The 25,603-nt window shown below is 63.9% G+C and carries 26 protein-coding genes; 18 read left to right on the forward strand and 8 right to left on the reverse strand.

Annotation, left to right across the window (positions count from 1 at the left end):
- Positions 1–36: 36 nt before the first annotated feature.
- The 3 genes from AC1RRT_RS19410 to wecB are packed head-to-tail and all read right to left on the reverse strand — an operon-like array spanning position 37 to position 3,871.
- Positions 37–1,314, reverse strand: coding sequence for a tetratricopeptide repeat protein (locus tag AC1RRT_RS19410; RefSeq protein ID WP_493015550.1), 1,278 nt, complete (start codon positions 1,312–1,314; stop codon positions 37–39).
- Entirely contained in the window at positions 1,289–2,707 is a 1,419-nt protein-coding gene (locus AC1RRT_RS19415; protein ID WP_493015552.1) for a glycosyltransferase family 2 protein, read from the reverse strand. The genes AC1RRT_RS19410 and AC1RRT_RS19415 overlap by 26 nt, the downstream gene beginning before the upstream one ends.
- Positions 2,708–2,710: 3 nt before the next feature.
- A complete protein-coding gene (gene wecB, locus AC1RRT_RS19420) occupies positions 2,711–3,871 on the reverse strand; it encodes a non-hydrolyzing UDP-N-acetylglucosamine 2-epimerase (protein ID WP_493015554.1) in 1,161 nt (386 codons plus the stop codon).
- 397 nt (positions 3,872–4,268) lie between these two features.
- On the opposite strand from wecB, the gene AC1RRT_RS19425 reads away from it, so the two are divergent.
- From AC1RRT_RS19425 to rpmG, 9 genes are all read left to right on the forward strand, one after another.
- On the forward strand, positions 4,269–4,772 hold the full coding sequence (locus AC1RRT_RS19425) for a PAS domain-containing protein (protein ID WP_493015556.1): 504 nt from the start codon (positions 4,269–4,271) through the stop codon (positions 4,770–4,772).
- A 142-nt stretch (positions 4,773–4,914) separates the two neighbouring features.
- Positions 4,915–7,674, forward strand: a complete 2,760-nt coding sequence (topA, locus tag AC1RRT_RS19430) for a type I DNA topoisomerase (protein ID WP_493015558.1) — start codon at positions 4,915–4,917, stop codon at positions 7,672–7,674.
- A gap of 5 nt (positions 7,675–7,679) precedes the next feature.
- Positions 7,680–9,953 carry a ribonuclease R gene (gene rnr, locus AC1RRT_RS19435; protein ID WP_493015560.1) on the forward strand — a complete coding sequence of 758 codons (2,274 nt, stop codon included), beginning with the start codon at positions 7,680–7,682 and terminating at the stop codon, positions 9,951–9,953.
- Positions 9,950–10,927 carry a glycerophosphodiester phosphodiesterase gene (locus AC1RRT_RS19440; protein ID WP_493015562.1) on the forward strand — a complete coding sequence of 326 codons (978 nt, stop codon included), beginning with the start codon at positions 9,950–9,952 and terminating at the stop codon, positions 10,925–10,927. Before rnr ends, AC1RRT_RS19440 begins: the two co-directional genes overlap by 4 nt.
- Positions 10,928–11,087: 160 nt before the next feature.
- Entirely contained in the window at positions 11,088–12,071 is a 984-nt protein-coding gene (locus tag AC1RRT_RS19445; protein ID WP_493015564.1) for a magnesium transporter CorA family protein, read from the forward strand.
- Positions 12,071–12,463, forward strand: coding sequence for a DUF983 domain-containing protein (locus AC1RRT_RS19450; RefSeq protein WP_493015566.1), 393 nt, complete (start codon positions 12,071–12,073; stop codon positions 12,461–12,463). Before AC1RRT_RS19445 ends, AC1RRT_RS19450 begins: the two co-directional genes overlap by 1 nt.
- A 15-nt stretch (positions 12,464–12,478) precedes the next feature.
- On the forward strand, positions 12,479–13,192 hold the full coding sequence (locus AC1RRT_RS19455; RefSeq protein ID WP_493015568.1) for an NUDIX hydrolase: 714 nt from the start codon (positions 12,479–12,481) through the stop codon (positions 13,190–13,192).
- Positions 13,189–13,782 (forward strand): NUDIX hydrolase, encoded by a 594-nt coding sequence (locus AC1RRT_RS19460; RefSeq protein WP_493015570.1) that lies wholly within the window; start codon positions 13,189–13,191, stop codon positions 13,780–13,782. The genes AC1RRT_RS19455 and AC1RRT_RS19460 overlap by 4 nt, the downstream gene beginning before the upstream one ends.
- Positions 13,783–13,856: 74 nt before the next feature.
- Entirely contained in the window at positions 13,857–14,024 is a 168-nt protein-coding gene (gene rpmG / locus AC1RRT_RS19465; RefSeq protein ID WP_297684618.1) for a 50S ribosomal protein L33, read from the forward strand.
- Positions 14,025–14,115: 91 nt separating this feature from the next.
- Here the strand turns inward: rpmG and AC1RRT_RS19470 are convergent, their stop codons facing one another.
- Positions 14,116–15,480: a PleD family two-component system response regulator gene (locus AC1RRT_RS19470; RefSeq protein WP_493015572.1), complete on the reverse strand. Its 1,365-nt coding sequence runs from the start codon at positions 15,478–15,480 to the stop codon at positions 14,116–14,118.
- Positions 15,481–15,501: 21 nt separating this feature from the next.
- Positions 15,502–15,876 carry a response regulator gene (locus AC1RRT_RS19475; RefSeq protein ID WP_492973235.1) on the reverse strand — a complete coding sequence of 125 codons (375 nt, stop codon included), beginning with the start codon at positions 15,874–15,876 and terminating at the stop codon, positions 15,502–15,504.
- A 103-nt stretch (positions 15,877–15,979) separates the two neighbouring features.
- Between AC1RRT_RS19475 and AC1RRT_RS19480 the strand changes: the two genes are divergently transcribed.
- Positions 15,980–16,681: an HAD family hydrolase gene (locus tag AC1RRT_RS19480; protein ID WP_493015573.1), complete on the forward strand. Its 702-nt coding sequence runs from the start codon at positions 15,980–15,982 to the stop codon at positions 16,679–16,681.
- A complete protein-coding gene (locus AC1RRT_RS19485; RefSeq protein WP_493015575.1) occupies positions 16,681–17,595 on the forward strand; it encodes an ROK family protein in 915 nt (304 codons plus the stop codon). Before AC1RRT_RS19480 ends, AC1RRT_RS19485 begins: the two co-directional genes overlap by 1 nt.
- Here AC1RRT_RS19485 and AC1RRT_RS19490 read toward each other — a convergent pair.
- Positions 17,592–18,425 (reverse strand): EipB family protein, encoded by an 834-nt coding sequence (locus AC1RRT_RS19490; protein WP_493015677.1) that lies wholly within the window; start codon positions 18,423–18,425, stop codon positions 17,592–17,594. The two genes, AC1RRT_RS19485 and AC1RRT_RS19490, sit on opposite strands and share 4 nt — an antisense overlap.
- A gap of 337 nt (positions 18,426–18,762) precedes the next feature.
- On the opposite strand from AC1RRT_RS19490, the gene AC1RRT_RS19495 reads away from it, so the two are divergent.
- From AC1RRT_RS19495 to AC1RRT_RS19525, 7 genes are all read left to right on the forward strand, one after another.
- Positions 18,763–19,461, forward strand: a complete 699-nt coding sequence (locus AC1RRT_RS19495) for a GGDEF domain-containing protein (RefSeq protein WP_493015577.1) — start codon at positions 18,763–18,765, stop codon at positions 19,459–19,461.
- A 105-nt stretch (positions 19,462–19,566) separates the two neighbouring features.
- Complete coding sequence (locus AC1RRT_RS19500; RefSeq protein ID WP_493015579.1) at positions 19,567–20,028, forward strand: RidA family protein; 462 nt, start codon at positions 19,567–19,569, stop codon at positions 20,026–20,028.
- 4 nt (positions 20,029–20,032) lie between these two features.
- Positions 20,033–20,500 carry a RidA family protein gene (locus tag AC1RRT_RS19505; RefSeq protein ID WP_493015581.1) on the forward strand — a complete coding sequence of 156 codons (468 nt, stop codon included), beginning with the start codon at positions 20,033–20,035 and terminating at the stop codon, positions 20,498–20,500.
- A gap of 10 nt (positions 20,501–20,510) precedes the next feature.
- Positions 20,511–21,269: a glycerophosphodiester phosphodiesterase family protein gene (locus AC1RRT_RS19510; protein ID WP_493015583.1), complete on the forward strand. Its 759-nt coding sequence runs from the start codon at positions 20,511–20,513 to the stop codon at positions 21,267–21,269.
- A 10-nt stretch (positions 21,270–21,279) separates the two neighbouring features.
- Positions 21,280–22,473, forward strand: coding sequence for a GNAT family N-acetyltransferase (locus AC1RRT_RS19515; RefSeq protein WP_493015585.1), 1,194 nt, complete (start codon positions 21,280–21,282; stop codon positions 22,471–22,473).
- Positions 22,474–22,522: 49 nt separating this feature from the next.
- Positions 22,523–22,951: an HIT family protein gene (locus tag AC1RRT_RS19520; RefSeq protein WP_493015587.1), complete on the forward strand. Its 429-nt coding sequence runs from the start codon at positions 22,523–22,525 to the stop codon at positions 22,949–22,951.
- Between the two features lie 8 nt (positions 22,952–22,959).
- The gene (locus AC1RRT_RS19525) at positions 22,960–23,631 is read left to right on the forward strand and encodes a tetratricopeptide repeat protein (RefSeq protein WP_493015589.1); all 672 of its coding nucleotides are present in this window, start codon (positions 22,960–22,962) and stop codon (positions 23,629–23,631) included.
- A gap of 28 nt (positions 23,632–23,659) precedes the next feature.
- On the opposite strand, the gene AC1RRT_RS19530 is transcribed toward AC1RRT_RS19525, so the two are convergent.
- Both AC1RRT_RS19530 and AC1RRT_RS19535 read right to left on the reverse strand, forming a co-directional pair.
- Positions 23,660–24,580 (reverse strand): ABC transporter permease, encoded by a 921-nt coding sequence (locus AC1RRT_RS19530; RefSeq protein ID WP_493015591.1) that lies wholly within the window; start codon positions 24,578–24,580, stop codon positions 23,660–23,662.
- On the reverse strand, positions 24,577–25,569 hold the full coding sequence (locus tag AC1RRT_RS19535; RefSeq protein WP_493015593.1) for an ABC transporter permease: 993 nt from the start codon (positions 25,567–25,569) through the stop codon (positions 24,577–24,579). The genes AC1RRT_RS19530 and AC1RRT_RS19535 overlap by 4 nt, the downstream gene beginning before the upstream one ends.
- Positions 25,570–25,603: the final 34 nt, after the last annotated feature.

The following is a 25,603-nucleotide window of genomic DNA, read 5'->3' on the forward strand; positions in this document are numbered from 1 at the left end:
TATCTTCAGGCCGGCAGCATGCTGCGGAATCCCTGATCAAAACCGGGCAAAATATTCCAGCCTCAAACGATAGTCCCTGTAGTCATTGTCGGCCGTCCAGTGCTGCACGGCCTCGCCCCGCAACGTCACCGGCCAGGCTTCATACACGTGCAAAGCCATACCAGGCCCGGCCTCGATATAGCGGTTGCCGGCGACATTCTCGCCGTCGGCACCGGCCTGCAGCATTGCATATCCGTCGAGTCCGATCGCGTCACTCTCAAAGAGACGAAATCCCGGGCGCGCGCGCAGGCTGCCGAGAGCATCGGAATAGCGGGTGAAGTACAGTGCCTCGCCATAAATATCCGCAACGAAGCGGAACGGCATGCGCCAATCGGGGCCGCAACCCGGCGCCATATTCCACTCCTGATACAGCAGAAGGCCGCCGCGGATATCGCCGCGGTCTGCCGGACGTGCACGGTCCGTCAGGTCATGCGCAACACCGGCTTCGATAAAAGCCGACACCGGCAGTTCCGGCCATGGTTTCGCCCTGATGCCGCCGGCGACGATGGCTGCGTTGTCAAAATAAACCTGCGGCCCGAGATCGCTGACACCGCTGCGGTTATCTCGCGTTGCGCGCAGGCTGCCATACAGATCCACCTGATAGTCCGCATCGACGGTCCTGCCGGCACGCGCCTCCAGCGGCAGGACTGAAACAGCACGATGGCTGCGCATCTCCGGCGCTGCATATAGTTCGGAAAACCATGGCGACGGCAGCATGGTCTGTTTTGCCTGCAGAGCACGCCAGTCTGCGCAGGCCCGCTCCGCCTGCGGACCGGACCCAAGCGCGACATGACGGAAGTCCCGCAAGGCCTCGGCACGCCGCCCTGCCTGCTCCTCCAGATACGCAGCCTGCAGCACATAGTCGCTGTGATCGGGAGCCAGAGCTGCAGCTGTCTGAAAGGCCGCAATCGCGTCTTTGCTGCGTTCAAGCCGCAGGCGCAGATATCCTAATTGCGCCCAGAGATCGGCGCGGCCGGGCAAGAGACGCACACCCGCTTCAAAGGCCTCCAATGCGGCAGCGGCATTTCCTTCGGCCAGAAGCAGATACCCCATCTCCAGGACAGGCCGCGGGTCATAGGGAAAGCGCCGATATGCATCCTCAAGAGCCGTTCGCGCCGCTTGCGGAGCGCTGCCCCTTTGCTGGTAATAGACGTTGAGCAATCCGTCGGCGGTCGGATCCACCGCATTCGCAGGCATTGGCTGCTGCACGAGCAACAGCGCAAGAGCGACCAGCAGCCGACGCCGCCACTTATTCCGCGGGATTGGGATATTCATGATGCGTTTTGTCCCAGGCAGGAAGCTGCCGGCGTCGCTTGGCCGCAACGTATTGGCCGATTGCACGGATGGTCGCGGTGGCGTTGATGGCATTCCCCCAGACCGCCCGCGGAACCGACAGCAGCGCTTGCAGCGGTCCATAGATGATGAAGACAGCGATGGCTCTGGTGCTCAGTTGCACGAGCATAAAAGCGAAGTTGGCGAATAACAGGCCCCAAACCCAGCTCCCGGCTGGAACCAGATCGGGGAACTCCGGATTCCCGTACAGCAGCGCCTGCATGCCCCAATACACCAGCATCGCAAGCACCAGCACATAGCCGAAGATGACTGCGAGACTGGTCGCCAGGACCTTGCGGTCACGAAACAGCATGTAGCAACCGAGCAAGCCGCCACGCCAACCGAGATGACTCCAGCCTTGCAAGGCAATTCCCAGAATCCAACGGGTCTTCTGACGGACAGACGTCCAGAATGTTTTAGGGAAAGCCTCGGTGACAGCCGGAACCTGGTCAGCCCAGCGCAGGCCGGATGCATATTCTTGATCGGCACGGACAATGCCGTCGAAGAACACTTCATCCAGGCCGGCCGCCGATAGTTTCAGCGAGAATTCATAATCCTCGGTCACCGAATCCGTGCTGAAGGCCTGGCCGTTTCCGCTGGCTCTAGCAACATCGATGCAGCGCCGACTGAATCCGCATCCCACGCCGGCCGTGGGAATGGAGCCGGTCAGCCACTCGCGCACCCGGAGATCGCGCAGATGCTGATGCGCGAATTCGTCCATATAGTGCCCGCCGGTAAACTGCCACCATCGCACCGGTATGGGAAACACGGGAAGCTGGACGATATCCTTACGCGGAATGAGATGGTTGAAAATCTTCAACTCCAGTGCCGGCGCCACATCCTCAGCATCGTTCACAACAAATATTTCAAATCGCACGCCATGTTTGCGCTCGAAAGATTCGACAGCATCGATAACCGCATTCAGGCAATCCGCCTTGTTGGTCGGTCCATCGTGATCGACCAGAACGGCATGGATGTTCGAATGACGCGCCTGCACATCCTGGACAGCCCGTAATGTCTCCGGGTCATTCGGATACAGCCCAACGAAAATATGATAATTTTTGTAGCGCAGATTTTGCACGTTCCGTCGCAGCATCTGCCCGATCACACGCGCCTCCTGCCAGGCAGGCACCAGAATGGCGGCCGGCTGCTCCGCCTCGATCATCAGATCGCCTTCCAGGAGCTGCCTGTGTCGACGCATGAAAACGAAGCGGCGAAACACGCGCCAGATCACGAAAACCATGTCGACAAGAATCTCGTCGACACCGCTGATGAAGTAGATCAGGGCAAGAATGGCGAGCGACCAGAAGAATACCTGCGGGTAAATATCGGTCACGATTCAAGACGCCCGCGCGAGAGATCCGGTTTGTTCACTCGCGGCCATAATCCGCGTGACGAACATATCGATCACGGTGGCAATGCGACGACCTGCGCGGCCATCACCAAAGGGGTTCCGCGTGTCGCTCATCCTCAGATGTACGCCATCGTTGTCGAGCAGGGCGTTGACCGCGGCAAGAATCCTGTCCGGGGTCGTTCCTATCAATGCGGCGCCTCCGGCATCCACGCCCTCACGCCGCTCGGTCTCCTTGCGCATCACCAGTACCGGCTTGTGCAGGGTCAGACATTCTTCCTGCAATCCGCCGGAATCGGTCAGGACCACGCGGGCGCGCTGCACAAGAGCAATCATCGACAGATAGTCCAGTGGCGGCACCAGATGCAAACGCGGCAAATCGGATAATTCGCTGACAATACGATCGTGGACTGCCGGCCCAGGATGAATCGGCAGCACAATATCAAGATCATGCCGGTTTTTTGCCAGACGCCGCAGCGCGGAACAGATCTGCTCCAGCGTATCGCCCCAGTTCTCGCGGCGATGCACCGTCACCAGCATAGTGTGCGGCTGGGTCAGCAGCGGCAGCGTCAATGATGCGCCGCCCATGATGTGCTGCTGCGCCATGGCGACGGCATCGACAACGGTATTGCCGGTCACCGCAATTGTGTGTGGCGGAATGCCTTCAGCCATCAGGGCATCCCGGGCCTGCTCGGTGGGTGCAAAATTCAGATTGGCGATGCGGGCCACCAGGCTGCGATTCCCCTCTTCGGGAAATGGATGCCCCAGATCGTTGGTACGCAGGCCGGCTTCCACATGCCCGATGGGAACGCGTTCGTAAAAGGCGGCCAGTGCAGTGCCGACCGTTGTTGCCGTGTCACCATGCACCAGAACAAGGTCAGGCCGCACCCGAGTGATAACCGCACTCATGTCAGCCAGCACACGGGCCACCAGATGCGGCAGATCATCGTCGGCGCGCAACTCATGAAGATGCGTGTCGACCTCCAGCTTGAATACCCGCGCCATGTCGTCAGCCAGATCTTCGTGCTGGCCGGTCAACACGAAATGGCACTTGATCGCGGGGTGGTGGTCCCGCAACGCAACGAGGACCGGCGCCAGCTTGATCACCTCCGGCCGGGTTCCGGCTACGACCATCACTGTCGCGCTCATGGACGAGCGCCTCGGACGGGAATTCTGAAAAGCATAGGGCACCGTGGTATTGACGACGCCCCCTTCTCGGTCGATCGCGAAACCCCCGCAAATCGATATTCTGCAACGTCACCATCTAATGACGCGGCGTGCCCCTCAGCTTCCCGTTTTTGCTATTTTTGAGACCCCCTTCGCCCCCTGGGAACACCCTTTCATAGACCTCGGCAGCCGGACCGGGATTCACCGGAGCCCGAGAAAGCCGCCCGACCTGCCGGAATCGGTCGACAAGAGATCCGGATCTGCGTGTATGCCGGCTGGATCGGCTGACATTCCCTGCCATTTGCGGTATGCTGCGTCGAAACATACCGGATGTTGGGTTGGCATCCGGTTCGGCACGACCGGGGGTAGCAAACAGTTTATGGGACGGATGCTGGAAGGCGCACCGCAATTGACGCTGGAAACGCTCCAGGCGCTGTATGCCTATTGGGCCGGCAAGCGCGACGGCCGCCCCATGCCTGATCGCGCCGATATCGACCCCATCGAGATGAAGCCCTGGCTGGGCAACCTGATGCTGGTTGAGCGCAAGGACGACGGTGACTACTTATATCGTCTCTATGGCTCCACCTTCGTGAACCAGTTCAAGGTCGACATGACCGGCAAGCGGGTCAACGAACTGCCCGCCCAGCAGGCCGAGCTGCTGCGCACCGAATATGATGCGGTGGTGCACAGCCGGATGCCGATGTCGCGGCGCTATACCGCCACCTTCGACTACACCTCCCGCGACAAGCGCTCGCAGTGGCAGGTGGAGCGGAGCTGGGAGCGCCTGGCCCTGCCGCTGACCGCCGGCACCGACGAGGTCCGGATGCTGCTGGTCGCTGCCTTCCCGATCGAGCCCTCGGCGGAAGACCGCTACACTCAATAAAATCTACGGAAAACGGCCATTTTATGAGGCCCGTTACCCCCCTGGATTTGACAAGGGGGATTCCATCGCCCATGTTCCCCGGGCCGCGACGGGTCTTCACCCGCCCCCAGTTCTTTGATTTTTTGTTGGAAAACCGCGCCTTATGAAAGTCGTAGTCGTCGAAAGCCCGGCGAAGGCCAAGACCATCGAGAAATACCTCGGTCCCGGCCATACGGTCCTGGCCTCCTTTGGCCATGTCCGCGATTTGCCGGCCAAGGACGGTTCGGTCGAGCCCGACAAAGACTTCGCCATGCACTACGAGATGTCAGGCCGCGGGTCGGAATCGATCCGCGCCATTGCCGGCGCCCTGAAGGATGCCGACACCCTGATCCTGGCGACTGACCCGGATCGCGAAGGCGAGGCGATTTCCTGGCATGTGCTGGAAGCCCTGAACAACCGCAAGGTCGTGAAGAGTAAGACCGTCCGGCGCGTGGTCTTCAACGAGATCACCAAGTCGGCCGTGCTGGAGGCGATGGCCAATCCGCGCGACATCGACATGGATCTGGTGAATGCCCAGCAGGCGCGCCGTGCGCTGGATTACCTGGTCGGCTTCACCCTCTCGCCCGTGCTGTGGCGCAAGCTGCCGTCGGCCAAGTCGGCCGGCCGCGTGCAGTCGGTCGCCCTGCGCCTGATCTGTGAGCGCGAGACCGAGATCGAGGCCTTCCGCGCCCGCGAATACTGGACCATCGGCGCCGATTTCGGCACCAAGTCGAGCCAGAAGGTCAATGCGCGCCTGATCGAGCTAGGCGGCAAGAAGCTCGACAAGTTCGACATCAATAACGAGGCCGATGCCAAGGCCGCGGTCGCCAAGCTGAGTGGCCTGAGTTATTCGGTCGCCGACGTCTCGATCAAGCCAGCCAAGCGCAATCCGGCACCGCCCTTCACCACCTCGACCCTGCAGCAGGAAGCCGCCCGCAAGCTCGGCTTCTCGGCGCAGATGACTATGCAGATCGCCCAGCGCCTGTATGAAGGCGTCACCATCGGCGGAGAGACCACCGGTCTCATCTCTTATATGCGTACCGATGGCGTCAGCATGGCCGATGAAGCCATCCGCGCCGCCCGCGACGTGATCGCCGAGGATTTCGGCCGCGAGGCCGTGCCAGAAAGTTGGCGCGTCTACAAGACCAAGCAGAAGAACGCGCAGGAAGCCCACGAGGCGATCCGCCCCACCGATTTCCGCCGCCGCCCGAAGGCGGTTGCCCGTTATCTCGATGAAGTGCAGCTCAAGCTGTACGAACTCATCTGGGTGCGCGCGCTCGCCAGCCAGATGGAATCCGCCGAGCTGGAACGCACCACGGTGGATATCACCGATGCGAAGAAAACCGGCGTGTTCCGTGTCACCGGCACTGTCGTGCTGTCGCCCGGCTTCCTCAAGCTTTACGAAGAAGGCGTCGACGACAAGACCGGCGATGAAGAGGAAGGCGCACGGTTGCCGAAGATGTCGGTCGGCGAAGCGCTGAAGGAAGACGGCATCATGCCGGAACAGCACTTCACCGAACCGCCGCCGCGCTATTCGGAAGCCAGCCTGGTGCGCAAGCTCGAAGAGCTTGGCATCGGCCGTCCCTCGACCTATGCCGCCATCCTGGAAGTGCTGAAGGCCCGCTCCTACGTCAAGCTGGAGAACAAGCGCTTCACACCCGAAGACGCCGGCTGGCTGGCTTACGCCTTCCTGGTCTGTTTCTTCGAGCAGTATTTCGCCTACAGCTTCACTGCCGGCCTCGAGGAGAAGCTGGACGAGATCGCCGAGCACAAGCTCGAGTGGAAGAAAGTGCTGGAGGATTTCTGGCAGGACTTCAGCCTGCATGACGCCAAGGAAAACCCCATTCCCTTCTCGGTGAAAGATGCGGTCACCCGCATCGACGAGAAGATGGGCCGTCGCGGCGAAGTGCTGGATGCCATCAACGCGCTGCTGGAACACCATTTCTTCCCCGCACGCGCAGACGGTAAGAGCGCCCGCCTCTGCCCCGCCTGCAACAAAGGCCAGCTCGCCATCAAGGCCGGCCGCACCGGCGCCTTCATCGGCTGCTCGGACTACCCCGAATGCAGCTACACCCGGCCGCTGAGCGCCGGCGGCAACGGCCATGGCGACATCGCCATCTCCGGCCCGCAGGAAATCGGCGCCGATCCGGCCACCGGCCTGATGATCACGCTGCGCCAGGGCCCGTTTGGCCCGTATGTGCAGCTCGGTGAAGCGGAAGGCGAAGGCAAGGCCAAGACCAAGCCCAAGCGCGCCTCGCTGCCCAAGGGCGTCACCATCGAAGACGTCACGCTGGAAATGGCACTGAAGCTGCTGGCGCTGCCGCGCATCGTCGGCATGCATCCCGTCACCGCCAAGGAAATCCTTGCCGGTCTGGGCCGCTTTGGCCCCTACCTGCTACATGACGGCGCCTATACCAAGTTGAAGGACGCCATGGAGGCGCTCGAGATCGGCATCAATCATGCCGTCGAGAAGATCGCCGAGGCTGATGCGCGCCGCAAAGGCCCGCGCCAGCGCGCCGAGCTGAAGGTGCTGCGCGAAGTCGGCAAGCATCCCGATGACGACGCGCCGATCCAGGTGATCGACGGCCGTTACGGCCCCTATCTGAAGCACGGCGCCACCAACGCCCCGATTCCGCGCGGCACCGAAGTGGATGCTGTTTCACTCGACATGGCGATCGAGGCGATTGCCAGCCGCGCCAAGAAGGGCGGCAAGGGCAAGAAGAAGGCTGCACCGAAGGCTAAGAAGGCTGCCGCTCCGAAGGCAGCCAAGGCCGCAAAAGCTGACAAGCCCGAGGCCAAGCCGAAAGCCGCCAAGAAAGCGACCAGGGCGAAGAAGGCCGCGCCGAAGAAGAAAGCCGCGGCCAAGAAAGCCGCAGCAGCGTAAGCGGCGTGGCCAAGAAGAAAGACCATCCCGGCCTTCCGTCCAAACAGGACATCCTGAAGTTCATTGCCGACAACCCCGGCAAGGTGGGCAAGCGCGAGATCGCGAAGGCCTTCGGCGTCGGGCCGGAACTGCGCGTCCAGCTCAAAGGCCTGCTGCGCGAGTTGAAGGCCGAGGGCGACGTCAGCACCAGCCACGGCAAGCGCATGACGCCGAAGGGCGAGCTGCCCGAGGTGACGCTGGTCGACATTGTGCGACTGGATCGCGATGGCGATCTGATGGGCCGGCCAGTGGAATGGGCTGGCGAAGGCGAAGCGCCACGCATCATCTTTGAAGTCAGCGGCAAGCAGCGCCGCCGTGAACTGGCCGATGTCGGCGTCGGCGATCGCGTGCTGGCCCGCCTGCAGCGCGCCGGCCGCAACCGTTATGCCGGCCGCGTCATCAAGCGGCTGGAAAAGGAAGAGCAGCCGGTCCTGGGCGTCTTCACCCTCACCGAGACCGGCGAAGGCCGCCTGCAGCCGACCGACAAGAAGGTGCGGCACGAATACATCATCGCGCCCGAGCATCGCGGCCATGCCAAGGCTGGCGAGATCGTGGTGGCGCAGCCGATGTCAGGCCGCCGCTTCGGCCTGAAGACAGCCAAGGTCATCGAGGTGATCGGCAGCAGCACCGATCCCAAGGCGCTGAGTCTGATCGCCATCCATACGCTGGGTATCCCGACCAAGTTCAGCGATGCCGCCCTGCATGATGCGCAGAAGGCCAAGCCGGTTACCCTGGGCAAGCGCGACGATCTGCGCGACATCCCGCTGATCACCATCGACCCGGAAGACGCGCGCGACCATGACGATGCCGTGTTTGCCGAACCCGACGACGATCCGAAGAATTCCGGCGGCTGGCATGCCATCGTCGCCATCGCCGATGTCGCCCATTACGTGCGGCCGGGCGCGGCGCTGGACCATGACGCCCGCCAGCGCGGCAATTCCACCTACTTCCCCGACCGTGTCGTACCGATGCTGCCCGAGGCGCTGTCGGCCGATCTCTGCTCGTTGGTCGAGGGCAAGGACCGCGCCTGCATGGCGGTGCATCTGTGGTTCGACGCCAACGGCAACAAGCTGCGCCACAAGTTCGTGCGCGGCCTGATGCGCTGCGCCGCCGGGTTGAACTATCGTCAGGTGCAGTTGGCGATTGACGGAGAACCGGATGACGCTGCGGCTCCCTTCCTGGAAACCGTGCTGAAGCCGCTCTATGCCTGCCATGCCGCCGTGAACAAGGCGCGGGCCGCCCGCCAGCCGCTGGCGATCAACGCGCCCGAGCGCCGCGTCGTCATGGGCAAGAACGGCCATATCGCCGCGATCAAGCCGCGCGAGCATATGCTGAGCCACCAGGTGATCGAGGATTTCATGATCTCGGCCAATGTGGCGGCGGCCGAGGAGCTTGAAAAACGTAAGCAGCCCTGCATGTATCGCGTGCACGAGCAGCCGTCCGATGAAAAGATCGACAGTCTTCGCAAGTTCCTTGCCACGCTGGACTACCGGCTGGCCAAGGGCCAGGGCCTGCGGCCGATGCATTTCAATGCCATCCTCGATGCCGCGAAAGGCACCGAGCACGAGCGCCTGATCAATGAAGTGGTGCTGCGCAGCCAGATGCAGGCGACCTACTCCCCCGAGAACCGCGGCCATTTCGGCCTCAACCTGAACAAATACGCGCATTTCACCTCGCCCATCCGCCGCTATGCCGACGTGCTGGTGCATCGCGCGCTGATCCGCGGGCTCGGCCTGGGTGACGACGGCCTGCCGCCCGAGGACGATGCGAATTTCGAGGGCATCGCCGAGCATATCTCACTGACCGAGCGTCGTTCGATGCAGGCCGAGCGCGATGCGCTGAACCGCTTCGTGGCTGCCTTCATGGCCGACCATGTCGGCGCCGAATTCGAGGGCCGCATCACCGGCGTCACCCGCTTTGGCCTGTTCATCGAACTGGACGATACCGGCGCCGACGGCTTCGTGCCGATCTCCACCCTGGGTGACGATTTCTACGAGCATGACGAGGCGCATCGCGCCCTGGTGGGCAAGCGCACCCGCAAGCGCTTCCGGCTCGGTGATGCCGCCACCGTGCTGCTGGCCGAGGCCACGCCGGTGACCGGTGGCCTGCGCTTCGAGATTGTCGGCAGCGGCGGTGCTCGCCCGCGTCGCCAGCATAGCGGCGGCAATGCCAAGCCAGTGGTCAAGAAACCCACCAACCGCCCGAGCTGGGCCAAGCACAGGAGCAAGAAGAACCGATGAAGTGCTCTCTTGCTCTTGCCATCGCTGCGGTGCTGGTCACAGTCCCCGCTTTCGCCTTCGATCTGCAGGGCCATCGCGGCGCACGCGGCCTGGCGCCCGAGAACACCTTGCCGGCTTTCGCCACGGCGCTGTCGCTCGGCGTCAGCACGCTGGAATTCGACGTCAACCTGACTCAGGACGGCCACCTTGTGGTCGGCCATGACCCGGTGCTGCTGCCGCATCTGGCGCGCCTGGACGGCAAGTGGATCGCCACACCCGGCCCGGTCATCTGGCAGACGCCGCTGGCCGAGCTGCAGCGCTACGATGTCGGCCGCCTTGACCCGAGCAGCCGCTATGGCCAGACCTATCCCGAGCAGAAGCCGGTCGATGGCACCCGCATGCCGCTGCTGGGCGATGTCTTCGCGCTGGTCGCCAAAAGCGGCAACACAGCCGTGCGCTTCAACATCGAGACCAAGATTCATCCCGGCAAGCCCGAGGAGAGCGCGCCGCCCGAGCGGTTCGCCACCGCGCTGGTGCTCGCCATTCAGAGCGCCGGCCTGGCCGGGCGCGCCTCGATCCAGTCCTTCGACTGGCGCACATTGAAGGTGGCCGGGCGTCTCGCGCCGAATATCCCGCGCGCCTACCTCACCATCGAAGGCGGCAACTCGGACAATGTGCAGCGCGGACAACCCGGCGCCAGCCCCTGGCTCGGCGGCCTGGACGCCGATGACCATGCCTCGACGCCCGCGCTCGTCAAAGCGGCGGGTGGACAGATCTGGTCGCCCTTCTGGCGCAATGTGACGCCGGAGCTGGTGGCCGAGGCGCAGACGCTGGGGCTGCAGGTGATCCCCTGGACGGTGAACGATCCAACCGTCATGGAGCAGTTGATCGCCATGAAGGTGGACGGCCTGATCTCGGACTATCCCGACCGCCTGCGCAGCGTCATGCAGGCCCGCGGCCTGCCCCTGCCGATTCCGAGCCCTGTTTCTCCATAACCCTGTCACGCCATAAAACTGCCGTATCTCGGCCCTAGGTTGCCGTGGCGGCAAATTTGCCGCAGGCGTGTTTTCAGGGCTTCCCAGGCCCGGCTTACAGGGCTACAAGGGCGCCGCGCTGCACCGCCGGGGCAGCGCCGGAACACCAGGGACGGCCAGCATGATCACTGCCTACCTGCCGCTTAGCGGCCAATTGCAACGGATTGAGCTTTCCCCTGACTCGACGCTTCCCGAAGGCGTCGTGTGGATCGACCTGCTTGAGCCCAGCCAGGTCGAGGAGAAGGCCGTGGAACGCCTGCTCGGTATCGAAATGCCGACGCGCGAAGAGATGCAGGAGATCGAGATCTCCAGTCGCCTCTATCGCGAGGGCGATTCAAGCTTCATGACTGCCAACGTGCTGTATCAGGCCGAGACGCCGGAGCCGCAGACTACGGCCGTCACCTTCATGCGCACGCCACGCGCCACTGTGACGCTGCGCTATGCCGATCCGCTCGCCTTCCGCCAGTTCGTCGCCCGCGCCCAGCGCCAGCAGACTCTGCTCGCCTCGCCCGATGCAGTTCTGTGCGGCATTCTCGATTCCATTATCGATCGCGCTGCCGACGTGCTCGAGATCGCCGGCAAGGACCTGGACGGTGTCTCGCGCAACATCTTCGGCTACGGAGTTCCACAACACGAGTCCGCCGATGAAGTGGATTTGGAAGAAGCCGTGCGCAAACTCGGCCATGTCGAGGATCTGAATTCGCGCATCCGCGATAGCCTGCTGTCGCTGACACGCCTGATCGCCTTCCTGACGCTGACCATGGCCGAGCAGCGCGGCACCAAGGAAAGCCGCACCTGGCTGAAGACACTGGCGCGCGACGTGCAGTCGCTGAACGAACAGGCGGCCTTCCTGGCGCACAAGGGCAATTTCCTGCTCGATGCGACACTGGGCCTGATCAACATCCAGCAGACCAAGATCATCAAGATCTTCTCGGTGGCTGCCACCGTGTTCCTGCCGCCGACCCTGATCGCCAGCATTTACGGCATGAACTTCGAACATATGCCTGAACTGAGCTGGCAGGTCGGTTATCCGCTCGCCATCCTGATGATGGTTGCCTCCGCCGTGCTGCCCTACTGGTGGTTCAAGCGCAAAGGCTGGATGTGATGCCGTTGTCGCTCGACGACCTGATCGAGCGGCCGACCGGACAGGCTATGTGGCGCGGCTGGCGCAAGCGCTGCCCGCAATGCGGCACAGGGCGGATGTATGGCCGCTATCTCAAGGTCAACGACACCTGTCCGTCCTGCGGCCTGGAACTTGCCGGCCATCGCGCCGATGACGCGCCGCCCTATTTCACCATCCTGATCGTCGCCCATATCATCGTGCCGCTGATGCTGCTGCTGGAACAGAAGGTCCAGCCGGAGGAATGGGTGCATATGGCGCTGTGGCTGCCGCTGACCCTGCTGCTCAGCCTGTGGCTGTTGCCACAGATCAAGGGCGCGCTGATTGGTTTGCAATGGGCCAAGCGCATGCATGGCTTCGGCAGCGAGCCGCACTGAAGCTATACTGTCCCGATGGGAAACGCCGACTCGAAGCCCCAGTCCAGCCAATCTCGCCTGCAGGCGATCCGCGACGCGGCCACGCTGGTGCTGTATCGCCGCAAGGGTGACCGTCTCGAGGTGCTGATGGGCGAGCGCCATGGTGCCAGCGCTTTCATGCCGAACCGCTATGTCTTTCCTGGTGGCCGCCTCGACCTCGCCGACTACCGCATTCGCGCTGCCGCGCCGCTCAACGCGGTGAGCGCGGCGCGGCTCGGCCGCGCCAAGGGCACCGGCCCGCGCAAGGCGCTGGCGCTGGCGCTGGCGCTCGCCGCCATCCGCGAAACCTTCGAGGAATCCGGGCTGCGCATCGCCGGCCGGGCCGGGGCGCAGAAAGACCTGCCGCCGAGCTGGGCCGAGTTCTGCGCCGGCGGCTTGGCGCCCGACCCCTCGATGCTCCTTTATATCTGTCGCGCCATCACCCCGCCCGGCCGGCCGCGCCGCTTCGACGCCCGCTTCTTTGCCGCTCCGGCCGAAGCCGCCGAGGGCGCACTGCGCCCCTCGCCCGAGCTCGACAAGCTGACCTGGATCGCCCCGGCCGATACCGGCGACCTGCTGCTGCCCGGCATCACCCAGTTCGTGCTGGCCGAGCTGGCGGCCTGGCTCAGTCCGGCCGCCGCCACGGATCCGGCGCGGCCGGTGCCCTTCCATTACATGCGCCGGGGCCAGAGGCAGCAGGACCTGGTATGACCCGGCCGGTCATACCCCGGGATGCCGCCAGCCTGGTGCTGGTCCGCCGCAGCCCTGTCGGGCCTGAAGTGCTGATGGGCCGGCGCGCTGGAAAACACCGCTTCCTGCCTGATGTCTACGCCTTTCCGGGCGGCCGGCTCGATTTATCCGATAGATCAGAAAGCCCGATCAAGCCACTGACTATACGCCATAACCGGATCGATGAGGCGTTGGCCGTGGCCGCCGTGCGCGAGACTTGGGAGGAGACCGGCATCCTGCTCGGCCGGCTGGAGCATGGCCGGCTGCGGCCAGACCTGTCGGGCCTGCGCTACCTCTGCCGGGCCATCACGCCGTCCGAAAGCCCGATCCGCTTCCATGCCCGTTTCTTCCTGCAGGACGCCGCCGATCTGCCGGTCACCCTGGCCGGCTCGGGTGAGCTGCTCGACCTGGCCTTCCGGCCGGTCCAGGAGGCGCTCAGGCTGCCACTGGCCGACATCACCGAGTTCGTCCTGGGTCTGGTCGCCGGGCTGGACCCTGACCTGCAGCCCAAACGCACCGCCTTCTGGCGCTATCGCCAGGGTAAACCCATGATCCGCTGGGATAATCCTTAAGCGGTTGACATCGGGGTGCGAATCCCTATGCTGCGCCGCCAATCCCAGCCGCACGCTTTTTTGGAACACGAGTCATGGCCAAGCCGACTACCCTCAAGATCAAGCTCCTGAGCACCGCCGACACCGGCTTCTTCTACGTGACCAAGAAGAACCCGCGCACCAAGACCGAAAAGCTGTCGTTCAAGAAGTACGACCCGGTGGCGCGCAAGCACGTCGAATTCAAGGAAACCAAGATCAAGTAAGGTTTCCCGCCAGGCGCGCCTCGCGCCGGCCTGAAATGCAAAAAGCCCCGCCAATCGAGCGGGGCTTTTTTATTTGCCTGAATATCTGGTCTCAAGCCTGGCGATAAACGATCCGGTTGCGGCCGCCATGCTTGGCCTCGTACAGCGCCTCGTCCGCCCGCTTGAGCAGCGTGTCCGCCGTGTCGGCGTCATTCGACGAGGTGCAGCCGATCGAGCAGGTCACCGTCAGTTCACCGGCACCACGCGTGACGATCGGCTTGGTGCCGATGGCCTGCAGCAGGCGGTTGGCCACCACCTCAGAGGATTCGAGGTCTGTGTCGGGCATCAGCACGACGAATTCCTCGCCGCCATAGCGGCAAGCCATGTCGATGCCGCGGATGTTGCGTACGATGCGGTTGCCCAGCTCACGCAGCACCTCGTCGCCCACCGGATGGCCGTGGGTGTCGTTGATTGACTTGAAGTGATCGAGGTCGAGGATGGCCACCGCCGTGCCATGCTGGCTGGCACTCTGGCTCAGCAGCGTCGACAGATGCGAGGCCATGTAGCGGCGATTGTACAGGCCGGTCAGCGGATCGGTGACCGCCATCTCCATGCTCTGCTGGTAATGCAGGCGCAGGCGATCCTGATAGCGCTTGCGGCGCACCTGGGCGCGCAGACGGGCGATGAATTCGTTGCGATCGATCGGGCGCACGACATAGTCGGTGACACCGATCTCCAGCCCCTTCACCAGCTGCTTCTGGTCGTCTGGCCCTACCAGCAGCAGGATCGGCACATTACGGGTTTCTTCGGTGGTGCGGAACTGCGAGCAGAGCCGCAGGCCATCAGGGTTCTGCAGGCCCAGGCTGATCACGATGGAGTCGTATTCGGTCTGGCGCGCGCGATGCAGCGCCTCCATGCCATCGGCCAGGATTTCGATCTGGAACTGGCCCTCGATCATGCGCTGCAGGCGCACCTGGTCGCGTGGATTGTCTTCTACCAGCAGAATACGCGCCGACGCGTAGTCCTCATCCAGACTGGGCACCGGCGGCGAGATCACGCCCAGCGAGGCCGAGGTGCGTTCGCGCATGCGCAGTTCGTCGAGCATCAGCTTGACGCGCAGCAGCGAGCGCACGCGCGCAAACATGGCGATGTCGTCGACCGGCTTGGTCAGGAAGTCGTCGGCACCGGCGCTCAGGCCCTGCACGCGATCCTCGGGATCGCCCAGCGCAGTCACCATGATCACCGGCACATGCGCCGTCTCGGGATCGGCCTTCAGGCGGCGGCAGACCTCGAAGCCGTCCATGCCGGGCATCATCACATCCAGCAGGATCAGGTCTGGCTTCTGAACGACAGCCGCCTCCAGCGCCTCCGGGCCACTGGCGGCGGTGATCACCTCGTAATATTCGCTGGTCAGCTTCGCTTCCAGCACCTTGATGTTGGTGCGGATGTCGTCGACGACCAGAATGCGCGCGGTCATCGGTCTACTGTCTGCTGTGGATCAGGCTTTGGGCTCGAGAAACTGCTTCACCGTCTCGATGAACTTACCCACCGAGATCGGCTTGGCGATATAGGCATCGCACCCGCCTTCGCGCATCTTCTCCTCATCGCCCTTCATGGCGAAGGCAGTGACGGCCACCACCGGGATGGTGCGCAGGTTGTCGTCTTCCTTGATCCATTTGATGACTTCCAGACCGGAGACTTCCGGCAGCTGGATGTCCATCAGGATCAGGTCGGGACGGTGCTTGCGGACCATGGCCAGCGCTTCCATGCCGTCCTTGGTCTGCAGGGTCTGGTAGCCATGGGCATCCAGCAGGTCGTGGAACAACTTCATGTTGAGTTCGTTGTCCTCGACGATCAATACGGTCTTGCTCATCAGCCCCCGTCCCCGGATAGTGTCTGCGCCTACGCCCGACGCGATTTTCCTGTGTATCCAGTATTTTGTAGCATTCTGATCCGCCCGGGCCAAGCCGTTTACGATGACATTAAGCCGCCAGATGAGCCTGAAATCCGCACCTTTGCCTGAGCTTCCCGCCCCAGTTGCCGAACAACTGGCCGTCCTGCCCCTGCAGGCCGGGAAACCGCTGCTGATCGTCGATGCCGACGAGGTGCTGTTCTACTTCATGCGCGGGCTGGAGACCTTCCTAGCCGGCCGCGAGCTTTATTTCGACTGGGCCTCCTACGCCCTGCACGGCAATATTCGCCGCCGCGAGGATGACAGTCCGGTGGATGCCGAGGTCCTGCATCCCCTGCTGCAGCGCTTCTTCGCCGAAGCCACCGAGTTGATGGACCCGGTGGAAGGCGCGGCCGACGCCCTGGCCGAGCTGTCCAAAGCCGCCCAGATCGTCATCCTGAGCAATGTGCCGATGGCGGCGCGTGCCGCGCGCAGCCGGGCGCTGGCCCGGCATGGCATGCCCTTCCCGCTGATCGCCAACAGTGGCCCCAAGGGGCCGGCGGTTGTCGCCATGCTGCGGCAGACTGCGGCCACGGCCGTGTTCATCGACGACATCCCGCACAACCACAGCTCGGTCGCCCAGATGGCGCCGGCCGTGCACCGGCTGCATTACATCGCCGATCCGCGACTGGCCGCCCTGCTGGGACCGGCGCCGGACTGCCATCATCGCATCGAAAGCTGGGCGCTGATGCAGGCCCATGTGACCGCGCTGCTGACGGAAACGTGATGGTCATGCGGATCGGAATCGACCTCGGCGGCACCAAGATCGAAGCCATCGCGCTGGACGATGACGGGGCCATCCGCGCGCGCCGTCGCGTGCCGGCGCCACGCGGCGATTACAACGCCACAGTGCAGGCGCTGCGCGATCTTAGCATCGCTGTCGAATCCGAGGCCGGCGCGCAGGGGCCGATTGGCGTCGGCATTCCCGGCACCATCTCGCCCGCCACCGGCCTGATCAAGAATGCCAACTCGGTCTGGCTGATCGGTCATCCACTGGACCAGGATCTGGCCGCAGCCACTGGCCGGCCGGTGCGGCTCGCCAACGATGCCAACTGCTTTGCGCTGTCCGAAGCCAGCGACGGCGCGGCGGCGAATCATGGCGTGGTGTTCGGCGCGATTCTCGGCACCGGTTGCGGGTCCGGCATCGTGGTGGATGGCCGCGTCGTCAGCGGACCCAATGCGATTGCCGGCGAATGGGGCCACAATCCCCTGCCCTGGCCGCAACCCGATGAACTGCCCGGCCCGCAATGCTATTGCGGCAAGCGCGGCTGTCAGGAGACCTGGCTGTCAGGTACCGGGCTGGAACTGGATTTCGTCACCGCCACGGGCCGCATGCTCAAGGGCGGTGAAATCCTTGCTGCCGCCGAGGCCGGCGACGCGCAGGCCGAAGCTGCACTGCAGCGATACGAAAACCGGCTGGCGCGCGGACTGGCCACCATTCTCAACGTGCTGGACCCCGATGTGGTGGTGCTGGGCGGCGGCCTGTCGAATCTCGACCGGCTGTATCGCAACGTGCCGCGCCTGTGGGGCGCCTTCGTCTTCTCGGATGTGGTGACGACGCCGCTGGTGAAGAACAAGCACGGCGACAGTTCGGGCGTGCGCGGCGCGGCTTGGCTCTGGCCAGCCGGCAGCAGCCTTTAGCAGGCGTCGCGCGGCTTCATTTCCAGCAGTTTCAACGTGGCGCGGATCGCCCAGTCGCCATAATCGAAAACGATGTCATCGGCCACGCCATTCTCGTACAGGCGATAGGCGATCTCGTATTCCGGCGTATCGGACTGCTTGTCGGAGGCGAAATACGCCAGACGGATGCGCCAGGAGCGCTGGCCTTTCAGCGGCGCCAGCACCGTCTTTTCACCGAGTTCCACCGCCATCTCCCCGCCGATGAAGCCGCCCACTTCGCTATAGGCATCCGCCGACGAACCGTCATAAACCGAAGCCTGCAGCCAATTGCCGCCACTGCGCGCCAGACCCAGCAGCCGCACCGTATGATCGGTCGGGAAAAGCGTGCCTGCCGGCAGCGACAGATCGGTGTCCTCAGGCAGCGTGAAACGCACCTCGCCGCCGCTGCGGCCATTCAGTTTCGCTTCGCCGTTCAGCTCCTGCTCGAGGTCGCCGTTGACCTCGTCCTTCATCTTGAAGCGGAAACGCTGGCCATCCAGCGCCTCCCAGGAGTTCAGCGTCATATTGGTCAGCACAGCGCCGTCTTCGGTGCTGGTCTCGATCACAAAGCGCTGGTTCAGCACAAAGCCGTCGCAGGCATGAACGAATTCCATGCTCAGGCCGCCGGCCACGCCGTTGCGGTAATTGCGAGGGTCGAGACGGGCAACCGAGAGGGTATAGAGCGCCCGGTGGCTGGCCAGCCCCTTGGCAATGACCTGAAGCTCGGCGCTGTTGTCGACCGCCGGAGCGGGATCAGCCGGCAGGCCGGTCAGGCCAAGCAGCAAAAACAGCGAAAACAACGCGCGGCGCATCGACACGACCGAATCCCGGCTGGGGGTAAATCCAAAAAACACTGGCCGAGAATAGCCTTAGGCGAATTGGAAAGAAACATGTCGCTCCGCACACAAACGCCGCGCCCCGTCTGTGGCCGACGTTGCGCAGCCCGTAACGCGCCCCGATTGATCACGGCCGGACACCATGCACGGCTTTCCGACCGCAGGGCACGGCGCGGTGCCATGCTTTGGCCTTGCTGGCCTCGCTCCAACCGGCAAAATCTGCCTGAGTCCGACAAAATAAATGGCAGTTTTCCAGTATTTTATGCTTGGCACACCGCTTGCTACGTCTAGGGAGCAAGAGTGGATATGTGTCATGAACCCTGCAAACGACAGCTCTGTTTTCAATCTGGCCGCCCCGCCTGCGGAGAGTGGCTCCGCACCGGGTTTCGCCAGTCTGGTTCTGCGCCTGCGCCTGGCGCTGCGCCGCGACCCCGATCCGCGCAAGCATGATCTGGTCGAGCAGATTCTCACCGCGGCCGCCGAAAGCGAGCAGATGCTGGTCGATCAGGCGCGCCGCATTACCGAACTGCAGGCACTCTCCACCACCGACGAACTCACCGGCCTGCCCAACCGGCGCGCTTTTGAAAGCTTCATGCAGGCTGAACTTGCCCGCGCCAAGCGCGAAGCCCGTGGCGGCACGCTGGCCTTCTTCGACCTTGACCGCTTCAAGGCGATCAACGATCGCCACGGCCACCCTGCCGGCGACGCGGTGCTGCGCCATGTGGCCCAGCGCTTGGCTCCGATCGCCCGCGCCACCGACTGCCTCGCCCGCCTGCATGGCGACGAATTCGTGCTGGCGATGCCCGGCGCCTGCCCGGCCCAGGCCGAGACCCGTCTCGGCGAATTGGTGACCCGGATCGAGCGCCAGCCGCTGCGCCATGGCGACAGCCTGATCCCCACCGGCATCAGCTACGGCCTCGCGCCTTATGACGGCGCCACCCGGCTGGAAGACCTGCTGCGGGATTGCGACCGGGCAATGTACAGCCGCAAACAGGCCCGCCAGCAGCAATAATCCTGACCTTGGGGCCTACCGACAGGCCGGCGCGTTGCCAGTCGCGCGTCATCCGGGCTAGAACCGGCACAGGTTTTCCGTGCCGTTCAACCCCCAGGATTCGCCATGAGCCACGACGCCCGCATCGCCGCCCTCAAGCTTGAATTGCCCGCCCCGGCCACCCCCGCCGCCAACTATGTGCCGACCGTGATCGCCGGCAACCTGCTGTTCGTCGCCGGCCAGATCACCATCTTCAACGGCGAAGTCCGCTATCTGGGTAAGCTCGGCGCCGGCGTCGACATCGAGACCGGCAAGCAGGCAGCGCGTCTTTGCGGCCTCAACATCATTTCGCAGGCCCGCAATGCACTGGGCGGCAGCCTGGATCGCATTGTGCGCTGCGTGAAAGTCGGCGGCTTCGTCAACTGCACACCGGACTTCATCGACCACCCGACGGTGGTGAACGGCGCCTCCGACCTGATGGTCGAGGTCTTCGGCGATGCCGGCAAGCATGCGCGCTTCGCCGTCGGCGCGGTGTCGCTGCCGCGCGGCGTGGCCGTCGAAGTGGACGCCATCTTCGAAATCGCCTGACCCGATGCGCGCTCCGGTCGCCGAGGTTCTCCAGGCGAAAGGGCTGACGCTTCCGCCGGCCCCGCAGCCGGTTGCGACCTATGTCGGCTTCGTCGCCGTAGGCAAGCTGGTGCATGTGGCCGGTGTCGGCCCCACCTGGGGATCGGAGATCCGCTATCGCGGCAAGGTCGGGCGCGACCTGAGCTTTGAAGATGGCTATGCCGCCGCCGGCCTGACCGCGCTGAACCTGCTGGCGCATATGGCCGTTGCCTGCGATGGTGATCTCGACCGCATCGACCGCTGCGTGAAGCTGCTCTGCCTGGTGAACACGACGCCGGATTTCATCGACGCGCAGAAGGTTGCCAATGGCGCGACCGACATGTTGACCGATCTGTTCGGCGTCGAGAACCGCCCGGCGCGCACCACTACGGCGGCGCCGTCCCTGCCGATGGACATCGCCTTCGAGGCCGATGCCGTTTTCCTCCTACGTTGAGACTGCCGCCATGACCCGTCCCGATGATCTTCCCAAATGGCTGACCAAGACGCCGGTAGCGCATCGCGGCCTGCATGACATCGCCTTGGGTGTGCCGGAGAATTCGCGTCTTGCCTTCCAGAAAGCCATCGATGCCGGCTTTGCCATCGAGACCGACGTGCGCATCACCGGCGATCGGCAAGTGGTGGTGTTTCACGACGCCGACCTGAAGCGCCTGTGCGGCCAAGACGGCATCGTCTGCCAGATGGCGCTGGCCGATCTGAAGCGGCTCAAGCTGCTCGGCACCGAGGAAACCGTGCCCAGCTTCCGCGACCTGCTGGACCAGGTGCAGGGCGCCGTGCCGCTGGTGGTTGAGATCAAGAAAGACAAGGGCGAGCCGGTCGGCCCACTGGAAACCAGCGTCGCCCGCATGCTGCAGCATTATCCCGGCCCCTTCGTGGTGCAGTCCTTCAATCCGCGCACCGTGAAGTGGTTCCAGAAGAACGCGCCGCAGATCGTGCGCGGCCAGATCTCGACGGACCTTGCCAATATGACCAAGGGCCTTAACTGGTTTACCCGGATGCAACTGAAGCGCGCCCTGATGACCGGCTACGGCAATCCTGACTTCCTGGCTTACGATGTCCGCGACCTGCCATCCGAGATCACGGCAGCAGCCCGGCGGCGCGGCCTGCCTCTCCTGAGCTGGACCGTCCGCACCACGGCCGAGCGCGCGCGCGCCGCGGCCCATGCCGACAACGTGATCTTCGAGGACCTGTCGACCCAAGCATGATCTTTCTGGTATGACACCTCGCAGCCCAGGCGGAACCGAAACTGGAATCAGCATCCGCGCACTGGCACGGATCGCCGACATTCCGGCTGCCGACTGGGACGCCTGCGCCGGACCTGACAATCCCTTCATCGCCCATGCCTTCCTCGATGCCCTGGAGCAGTCAGGCTGTGTCACGCCGCGCACCGGCTGGCAGCCCACGCATCTGGTGGCCGAGAGCGATGGCCGGGTGATCGGCTGCCTGCCGCTTTACATCAAGGGCCACAGCCAGGGCGAATACATCTTCGATCACAACTGGGCCGAGGCCTATAGCCGCGCCGGCGGACAGTATTACCCCAAGCTGCTCTCCGCCGTGCCCTTCTCGCCTGTTACAGGCCCGCGCTTCCTGGTGGCGCCGGACCAGGATTTCGCCAGCATCGCCGATGTGCTGCTGCAGGGCGCCGAGGAAGTGATGCGGCGCTATCGCTTGTCCTCCCTGCATGTCAATTTCCTGACCAAGGCCGAAAGCGACCAGCTTGCCGATAACGACGACATCCTGCTGCGCATCGGCGAGCAGTTTCACTGGCAGAATGACAGCTACCGCGATTTCGACGCCTTCCTGGAGCAGCTCGCCTCGCGCAAACGCAAGGCGATCCGCAAGGAACGTCGCGAAGCGGTAGCGCCCGGCATTGAGATCGAGATCTTCCAGGGTGAGGCCCTGACCGACGCGCACTGGGATGCTTTCTTCGAGTTCTACATGGATACCGGCAGCCGCAAATGGGGCCGGCCGTATCTCAACCGCGACTTTTTCCATCGCCTGCAGGCGACCATGTCGGATCGCATCGTACTGGTGATGGCAAGGCGCGAAGACCGCTGGATCGCGGGCGCCTGGAACATGCTGGGTGGCGACACGCTCTATGGCCGCAACTGGGGCTGCATCGAATACCACCCCGGCCTGCATTTCGAATGCTGCTATTACCAGGCCATCGACTATGCGATCCGCCACGGTCTCGCCCGCGTGGAAGCCGGCGCACAGGGCGAGCATAAGCTGGCGCGCGGATATCTGCCGGTGCCGATCTATTCTATCCACAAGATGGCAGATCCCGGTTTTCACGATGCCGTGGGCCGCTACCTGAAACAGGAACGCGCCCATATGGGCGACATGATCGCCGCACTGGACGAGCATTCACCATTTCGTCAAGTGCAACCTATCGAGGAAAGCGAATAGCATCCCCTCAAAGGCCGCGCTAACATGCGGAAAAAAGCGGGAGGGAAGCATGGCCGGGTTGCCGCAGGACAAGAACTGCATCTTCTGCAAGATCGTGCAGGGCGAAGCGCCGAGCTTCAAGCTCTATGAAGATGACCGCAGCTTCGCCATCATGGACATCAACCCCTTCAATCACGGCCATGCCCTGGTGCTGAGCAAGGCACACCACTCCACCTTGCTGGACGCCGACGACGAGAGTATCGCCGCCGTAGCCCGCACCGCGAAGAGGATTGCCGCCGCCGTGGTGGATGCCGTACCCAATGACGGGTTCAACATCGTGCAGGCCAATGGCCAGGGCGCAGCCCAGTCGGTGCAGCATTATCACGTTCATGTGCTGCCGCGCCGACTCGGCGATAACGCGAAACTGAACTGGAGCCTGTCGCCCGGCGATCACGAGGCGATTGCGAAACTGGCCGCCGATATCAAGGCCCGGCTCTGACGCCGGCCATGACCGCTCCCCACCGCCTTTCCCTCCTGCTTTGCATGGCCCTCTGGGCCGGGCCAGTGGCGGCGCAGGACGATGTCACCCTATGCCATCGAGAGGGAGAGCGCGGCCAGACCGCGGCCTGCGAGCGCGCCGTCGCCGCCCGGCCGCAGGATGCCGAACTGCATTCCCTGCTGGGGCAGGCCTATTTCGCCAGCGGCTTCTATCCGGAGGGCCTGCAGTCCTTCCGCCAGGCCATCCGCGTCTCCAAGGGCGATGCCGGCTATCGCTACCGCTTCGCCGGCTATGCCGCACTGGTGAACGAATATCCGCAGGCAGCGGCGGAGCTGGAGCTGGCGGTGCTCGACACGCCGAAGGATGTCCGGCTGTGGGCGCTGCTGGCCGACTGCTACCGCTCGATGAAGGATATGCCCAAAACCCTGCGCGCCAGCCGCCATGCCGCCGAGCTGGGCGATACGGCCGAGGCCTATGCGCTGGCGCTGCATTACGGCAACAGCGAGGAAGGCGACGTCAATCCGAAGGAAGAGCTGCGCTGGATGGAGCGTGCGGCCAGCAGCGGCCATGCCGGCGCCATGTACGATCTGGCGCGCCTCTATGCCGAAGGCCGGCCCGGCATCCCGCCCGATCCGGCCAAGCAGAAATACTGGAAGGACAAGGCGCGCAAGGTGAACTAGCGCCCCTGCCCGCTCTCCTACCCGTCTCTCACTGCAGCTTCGGGTTCAGGGCATCCCGCAGCCAGTCGCCCAGCACGTTGACCGCCAGCACCAGCAGCACCAGCGTCAGCGCCGGGAAGAAGGTGATCCACCATTCGCCGCTGAACAGGAAGCTCTGGCCTACGCGGATTAGCGTGCCCAGTGACGGCTGGGTCGGCGGCACGCCGACGCCGAGGAAACTCAGCGTCGCTTCCGACAGCACCGCCAGCGCCAGGCCCACGGTCGCCAGCACCAGCACCGGGCCGAGCGTGTTGGGCAGCACATGCCGGAACACGATAACCCAGGACGGCTGGCCGATAACGCGGGCGGCCGAGACATAATCCTTGTGACGCTCGACCATAGCGGCCGAGCGCGCGACGCGGGCGAATTGCGGCCAGTCGGCGATGCCGATGGCGAAGATCAGCACGAAGATCGCAATCTCGTTATGCAGCTCGCGCGGCAGCGCCGTGCGCGTCACGCCATCGATGGTGAGCGCGATCAGGATGCTCGGGATGGTCAGTTGCACATCGGCCAGGCGCATGACCGCCATGTCGAGCCAGCCGCCGCGGTAGCCGCAGAGCACACCGATCAGCGTGCCGAACACGGCCGCGAAGGTAATGGCGGAAAATCCGACCAGCAGCGAAATGCGGCTGCCATAGAGGATCGTGGACAGCAGGTCACGGCCCTGGTCATCGGTGCCCAGCAGGTAGAGCGCCTTGCCTTCCTCCGTCCAGGCTGGCGCGGTGAAGGCGTCCATCAGCTTCAGCGCACCCGGATCAAAGGGATTGAACGGCGCGACCAGCGGCGCGAAGACGGCGGCCAGGATGATCACCAGCGCAACCACCGCGGCGACCACCACCGCGGGTGACCGGCGGAAGCTGTAGGCCAGATCACTGTCGTACCAGCGCCGGAGCATCGTTACCGTGCTCATGTCGCACGCCCCGCCGCCTTGGAGCGGTCCATGCGCAGGCGCGGATCGATCACGAAATAGGCCAGGTCGACCATCAGGTTCAGCACCACGAACATGGCGCCCACCAGCACCAGATAGGCGGCCATCACCGGCACATCGGCAAAACCAACCGCCTGGATGAACAGCAGCCCCATGCCGGGCCACTGGAACACCGTCTCGGTGACGATCGAGAATGCAATCAGACCGCCGATTTGCAAACCGACGATGGTGACGACCGGCATCATGGTGTTCTTCAGGGCATGATGGAAATGCACGATGCGGTTGCTCAGCCCCCTGGCACGGGCGAATTTGATGTATTCGGTGCGCAACACTTCCAGCATTTCCGTCCGCACCAGCCGCAGCACCAGCGTAAGCTGGTACAGGCTCAGCGTGACGGCAGGCATGACGATGGCGGCCCAGCCCGACTTGGTGAGGAAGCCGGTGCTCCACCAGCCGAGCGAGACCACCTCCCCGCGCCCGAAACTGGGCAACAGATCGAACTGCACCGACAGCAGGTAGATCAGCCCGATGCCAATCACGAAGGTGGGCAGCGACACGCCGACCAGGCTGGTGGTCAGCACGACACGGCTGAGCCAGCCATCACGGCGCAGCGCCGTATAGACGCCGAGCGGCAGGCCGATCGCCACCGCCACCAGCGCCGAGAGGAAAACCAGTTCCAGCGTCGCCGGCAGGCGTTCGCGGATCAGTGCTGAGACCGGACGCTTCAAGCGGTAGGACAGGCCGAAATTGCCCTGCACGGCATTGCCCAGAAAGCGGCCGAACTGCACCACGGCGGGATCATTGAGACCGAGTTGCTCACGCAGCTCGGCACGGTCGGTCGTCGTCGCGTCCTGCCCCACCATGTTGTTGATGGGATCGCCGACATAATTGAACAGCATAAAGGCGACCAGGGCGACGGCGAGCATCACCGCCAGCGCCTGCGCCAGTCGTCCTACAATATAACCGAGCATGGGGCCTAACGCATAAAAGGCGCCGTGCCCGGCC

It is taken from the genome of Ferrovibrio sp. GW821-FHT12B10 (assembly GCF_058807515.1).

Excerpts from the sequence above, each read along its gene's own strand:
- wecB (WP_493015554.1), bottom strand. The coding sequence starts at position 3,871 with ATGAGCGCGACAGTGATGGTCGTAGCCGGAACCCGGCCGGAGGTGATC.
- AC1RRT_RS19495 (WP_493015577.1), top strand. The coding sequence starts at position 18,763 with ATGAACCCTGCAAACGACAGCTCTGTTTTCAATCTGGCCGCCCCGCCT.
- AC1RRT_RS19490 (WP_493015677.1), bottom strand. The coding sequence starts at position 18,425 with ATGCGCCGCGCGTTGTTTTCGCTGTTTTTGCTGCTTGGCCTGACCGGC.
- AC1RRT_RS19445 (WP_493015564.1), top strand. The coding sequence starts at position 11,088 with ATGATCACTGCCTACCTGCCGCTTAGCGGCCAATTGCAACGGATTGAG.
- AC1RRT_RS19475 (WP_492973235.1), bottom strand. The coding sequence starts at position 15,876 with ATGAGCAAGACCGTATTGATCGTCGAGGACAACGAACTCAACATGAAG.
- AC1RRT_RS19520 (WP_493015587.1), top strand. The coding sequence starts at position 22,523 with ATGGCCGGGTTGCCGCAGGACAAGAACTGCATCTTCTGCAAGATCGTG.
- topA (WP_493015558.1), top strand. The coding sequence starts at position 4,915 with ATGAAAGTCGTAGTCGTCGAAAGCCCGGCGAAGGCCAAGACCATCGAG.
- AC1RRT_RS19505 (WP_493015581.1), top strand. The coding sequence starts at position 20,033 with ATGCGCGCTCCGGTCGCCGAGGTTCTCCAGGCGAAAGGGCTGACGCTT.
- AC1RRT_RS19535 (WP_493015593.1), bottom strand. The coding sequence starts at position 25,569 with ATGCTCGGTTATATTGTAGGACGACTGGCGCAGGCGCTGGCGGTGATG.
- AC1RRT_RS19525 (WP_493015589.1), top strand. The coding sequence starts at position 22,960 with ATGACCGCTCCCCACCGCCTTTCCCTCCTGCTTTGCATGGCCCTCTGG.
- AC1RRT_RS19500 (WP_493015579.1), top strand. The coding sequence starts at position 19,567 with ATGAGCCACGACGCCCGCATCGCCGCCCTCAAGCTTGAATTGCCCGCC.
- AC1RRT_RS19440 (WP_493015562.1), top strand. The coding sequence starts at position 9,950 with ATGAAGTGCTCTCTTGCTCTTGCCATCGCTGCGGTGCTGGTCACAGTC.
- AC1RRT_RS19425 (WP_493015556.1), top strand. The coding sequence starts at position 4,269 with ATGGGACGGATGCTGGAAGGCGCACCGCAATTGACGCTGGAAACGCTC.
- AC1RRT_RS19470 (WP_493015572.1), bottom strand. The coding sequence starts at position 15,480 with ATGACCGCGCGCATTCTGGTCGTCGACGACATCCGCACCAACATCAAG.
- rpmG (WP_297684618.1), top strand. The coding sequence starts at position 13,857 with ATGGCCAAGCCGACTACCCTCAAGATCAAGCTCCTGAGCACCGCCGAC.
- AC1RRT_RS19450 (WP_493015566.1), top strand. The coding sequence starts at position 12,071 with ATGCCGTTGTCGCTCGACGACCTGATCGAGCGGCCGACCGGACAGGCT.
- AC1RRT_RS19410 (WP_493015550.1), bottom strand. The coding sequence starts at position 1,314 with ATGAATATCCCAATCCCGCGGAATAAGTGGCGGCGTCGGCTGCTGGTC.
- AC1RRT_RS19480 (WP_493015573.1), top strand. The coding sequence starts at position 15,980 with ATGACATTAAGCCGCCAGATGAGCCTGAAATCCGCACCTTTGCCTGAG.
- AC1RRT_RS19455 (WP_493015568.1), top strand. The coding sequence starts at position 12,479 with ATGGGAAACGCCGACTCGAAGCCCCAGTCCAGCCAATCTCGCCTGCAG.
- AC1RRT_RS19485 (WP_493015575.1), top strand. The coding sequence starts at position 16,681 with ATGGTCATGCGGATCGGAATCGACCTCGGCGGCACCAAGATCGAAGCC.
- AC1RRT_RS19515 (WP_493015585.1), top strand. The coding sequence starts at position 21,280 with ATGACACCTCGCAGCCCAGGCGGAACCGAAACTGGAATCAGCATCCGC.
- AC1RRT_RS19460 (WP_493015570.1), top strand. The coding sequence starts at position 13,189 with ATGACCCGGCCGGTCATACCCCGGGATGCCGCCAGCCTGGTGCTGGTC.
- AC1RRT_RS19530 (WP_493015591.1), bottom strand. The coding sequence starts at position 24,580 with ATGAGCACGGTAACGATGCTCCGGCGCTGGTACGACAGTGATCTGGCC.
- AC1RRT_RS19510 (WP_493015583.1), top strand. The coding sequence starts at position 20,511 with ATGACCCGTCCCGATGATCTTCCCAAATGGCTGACCAAGACGCCGGTA.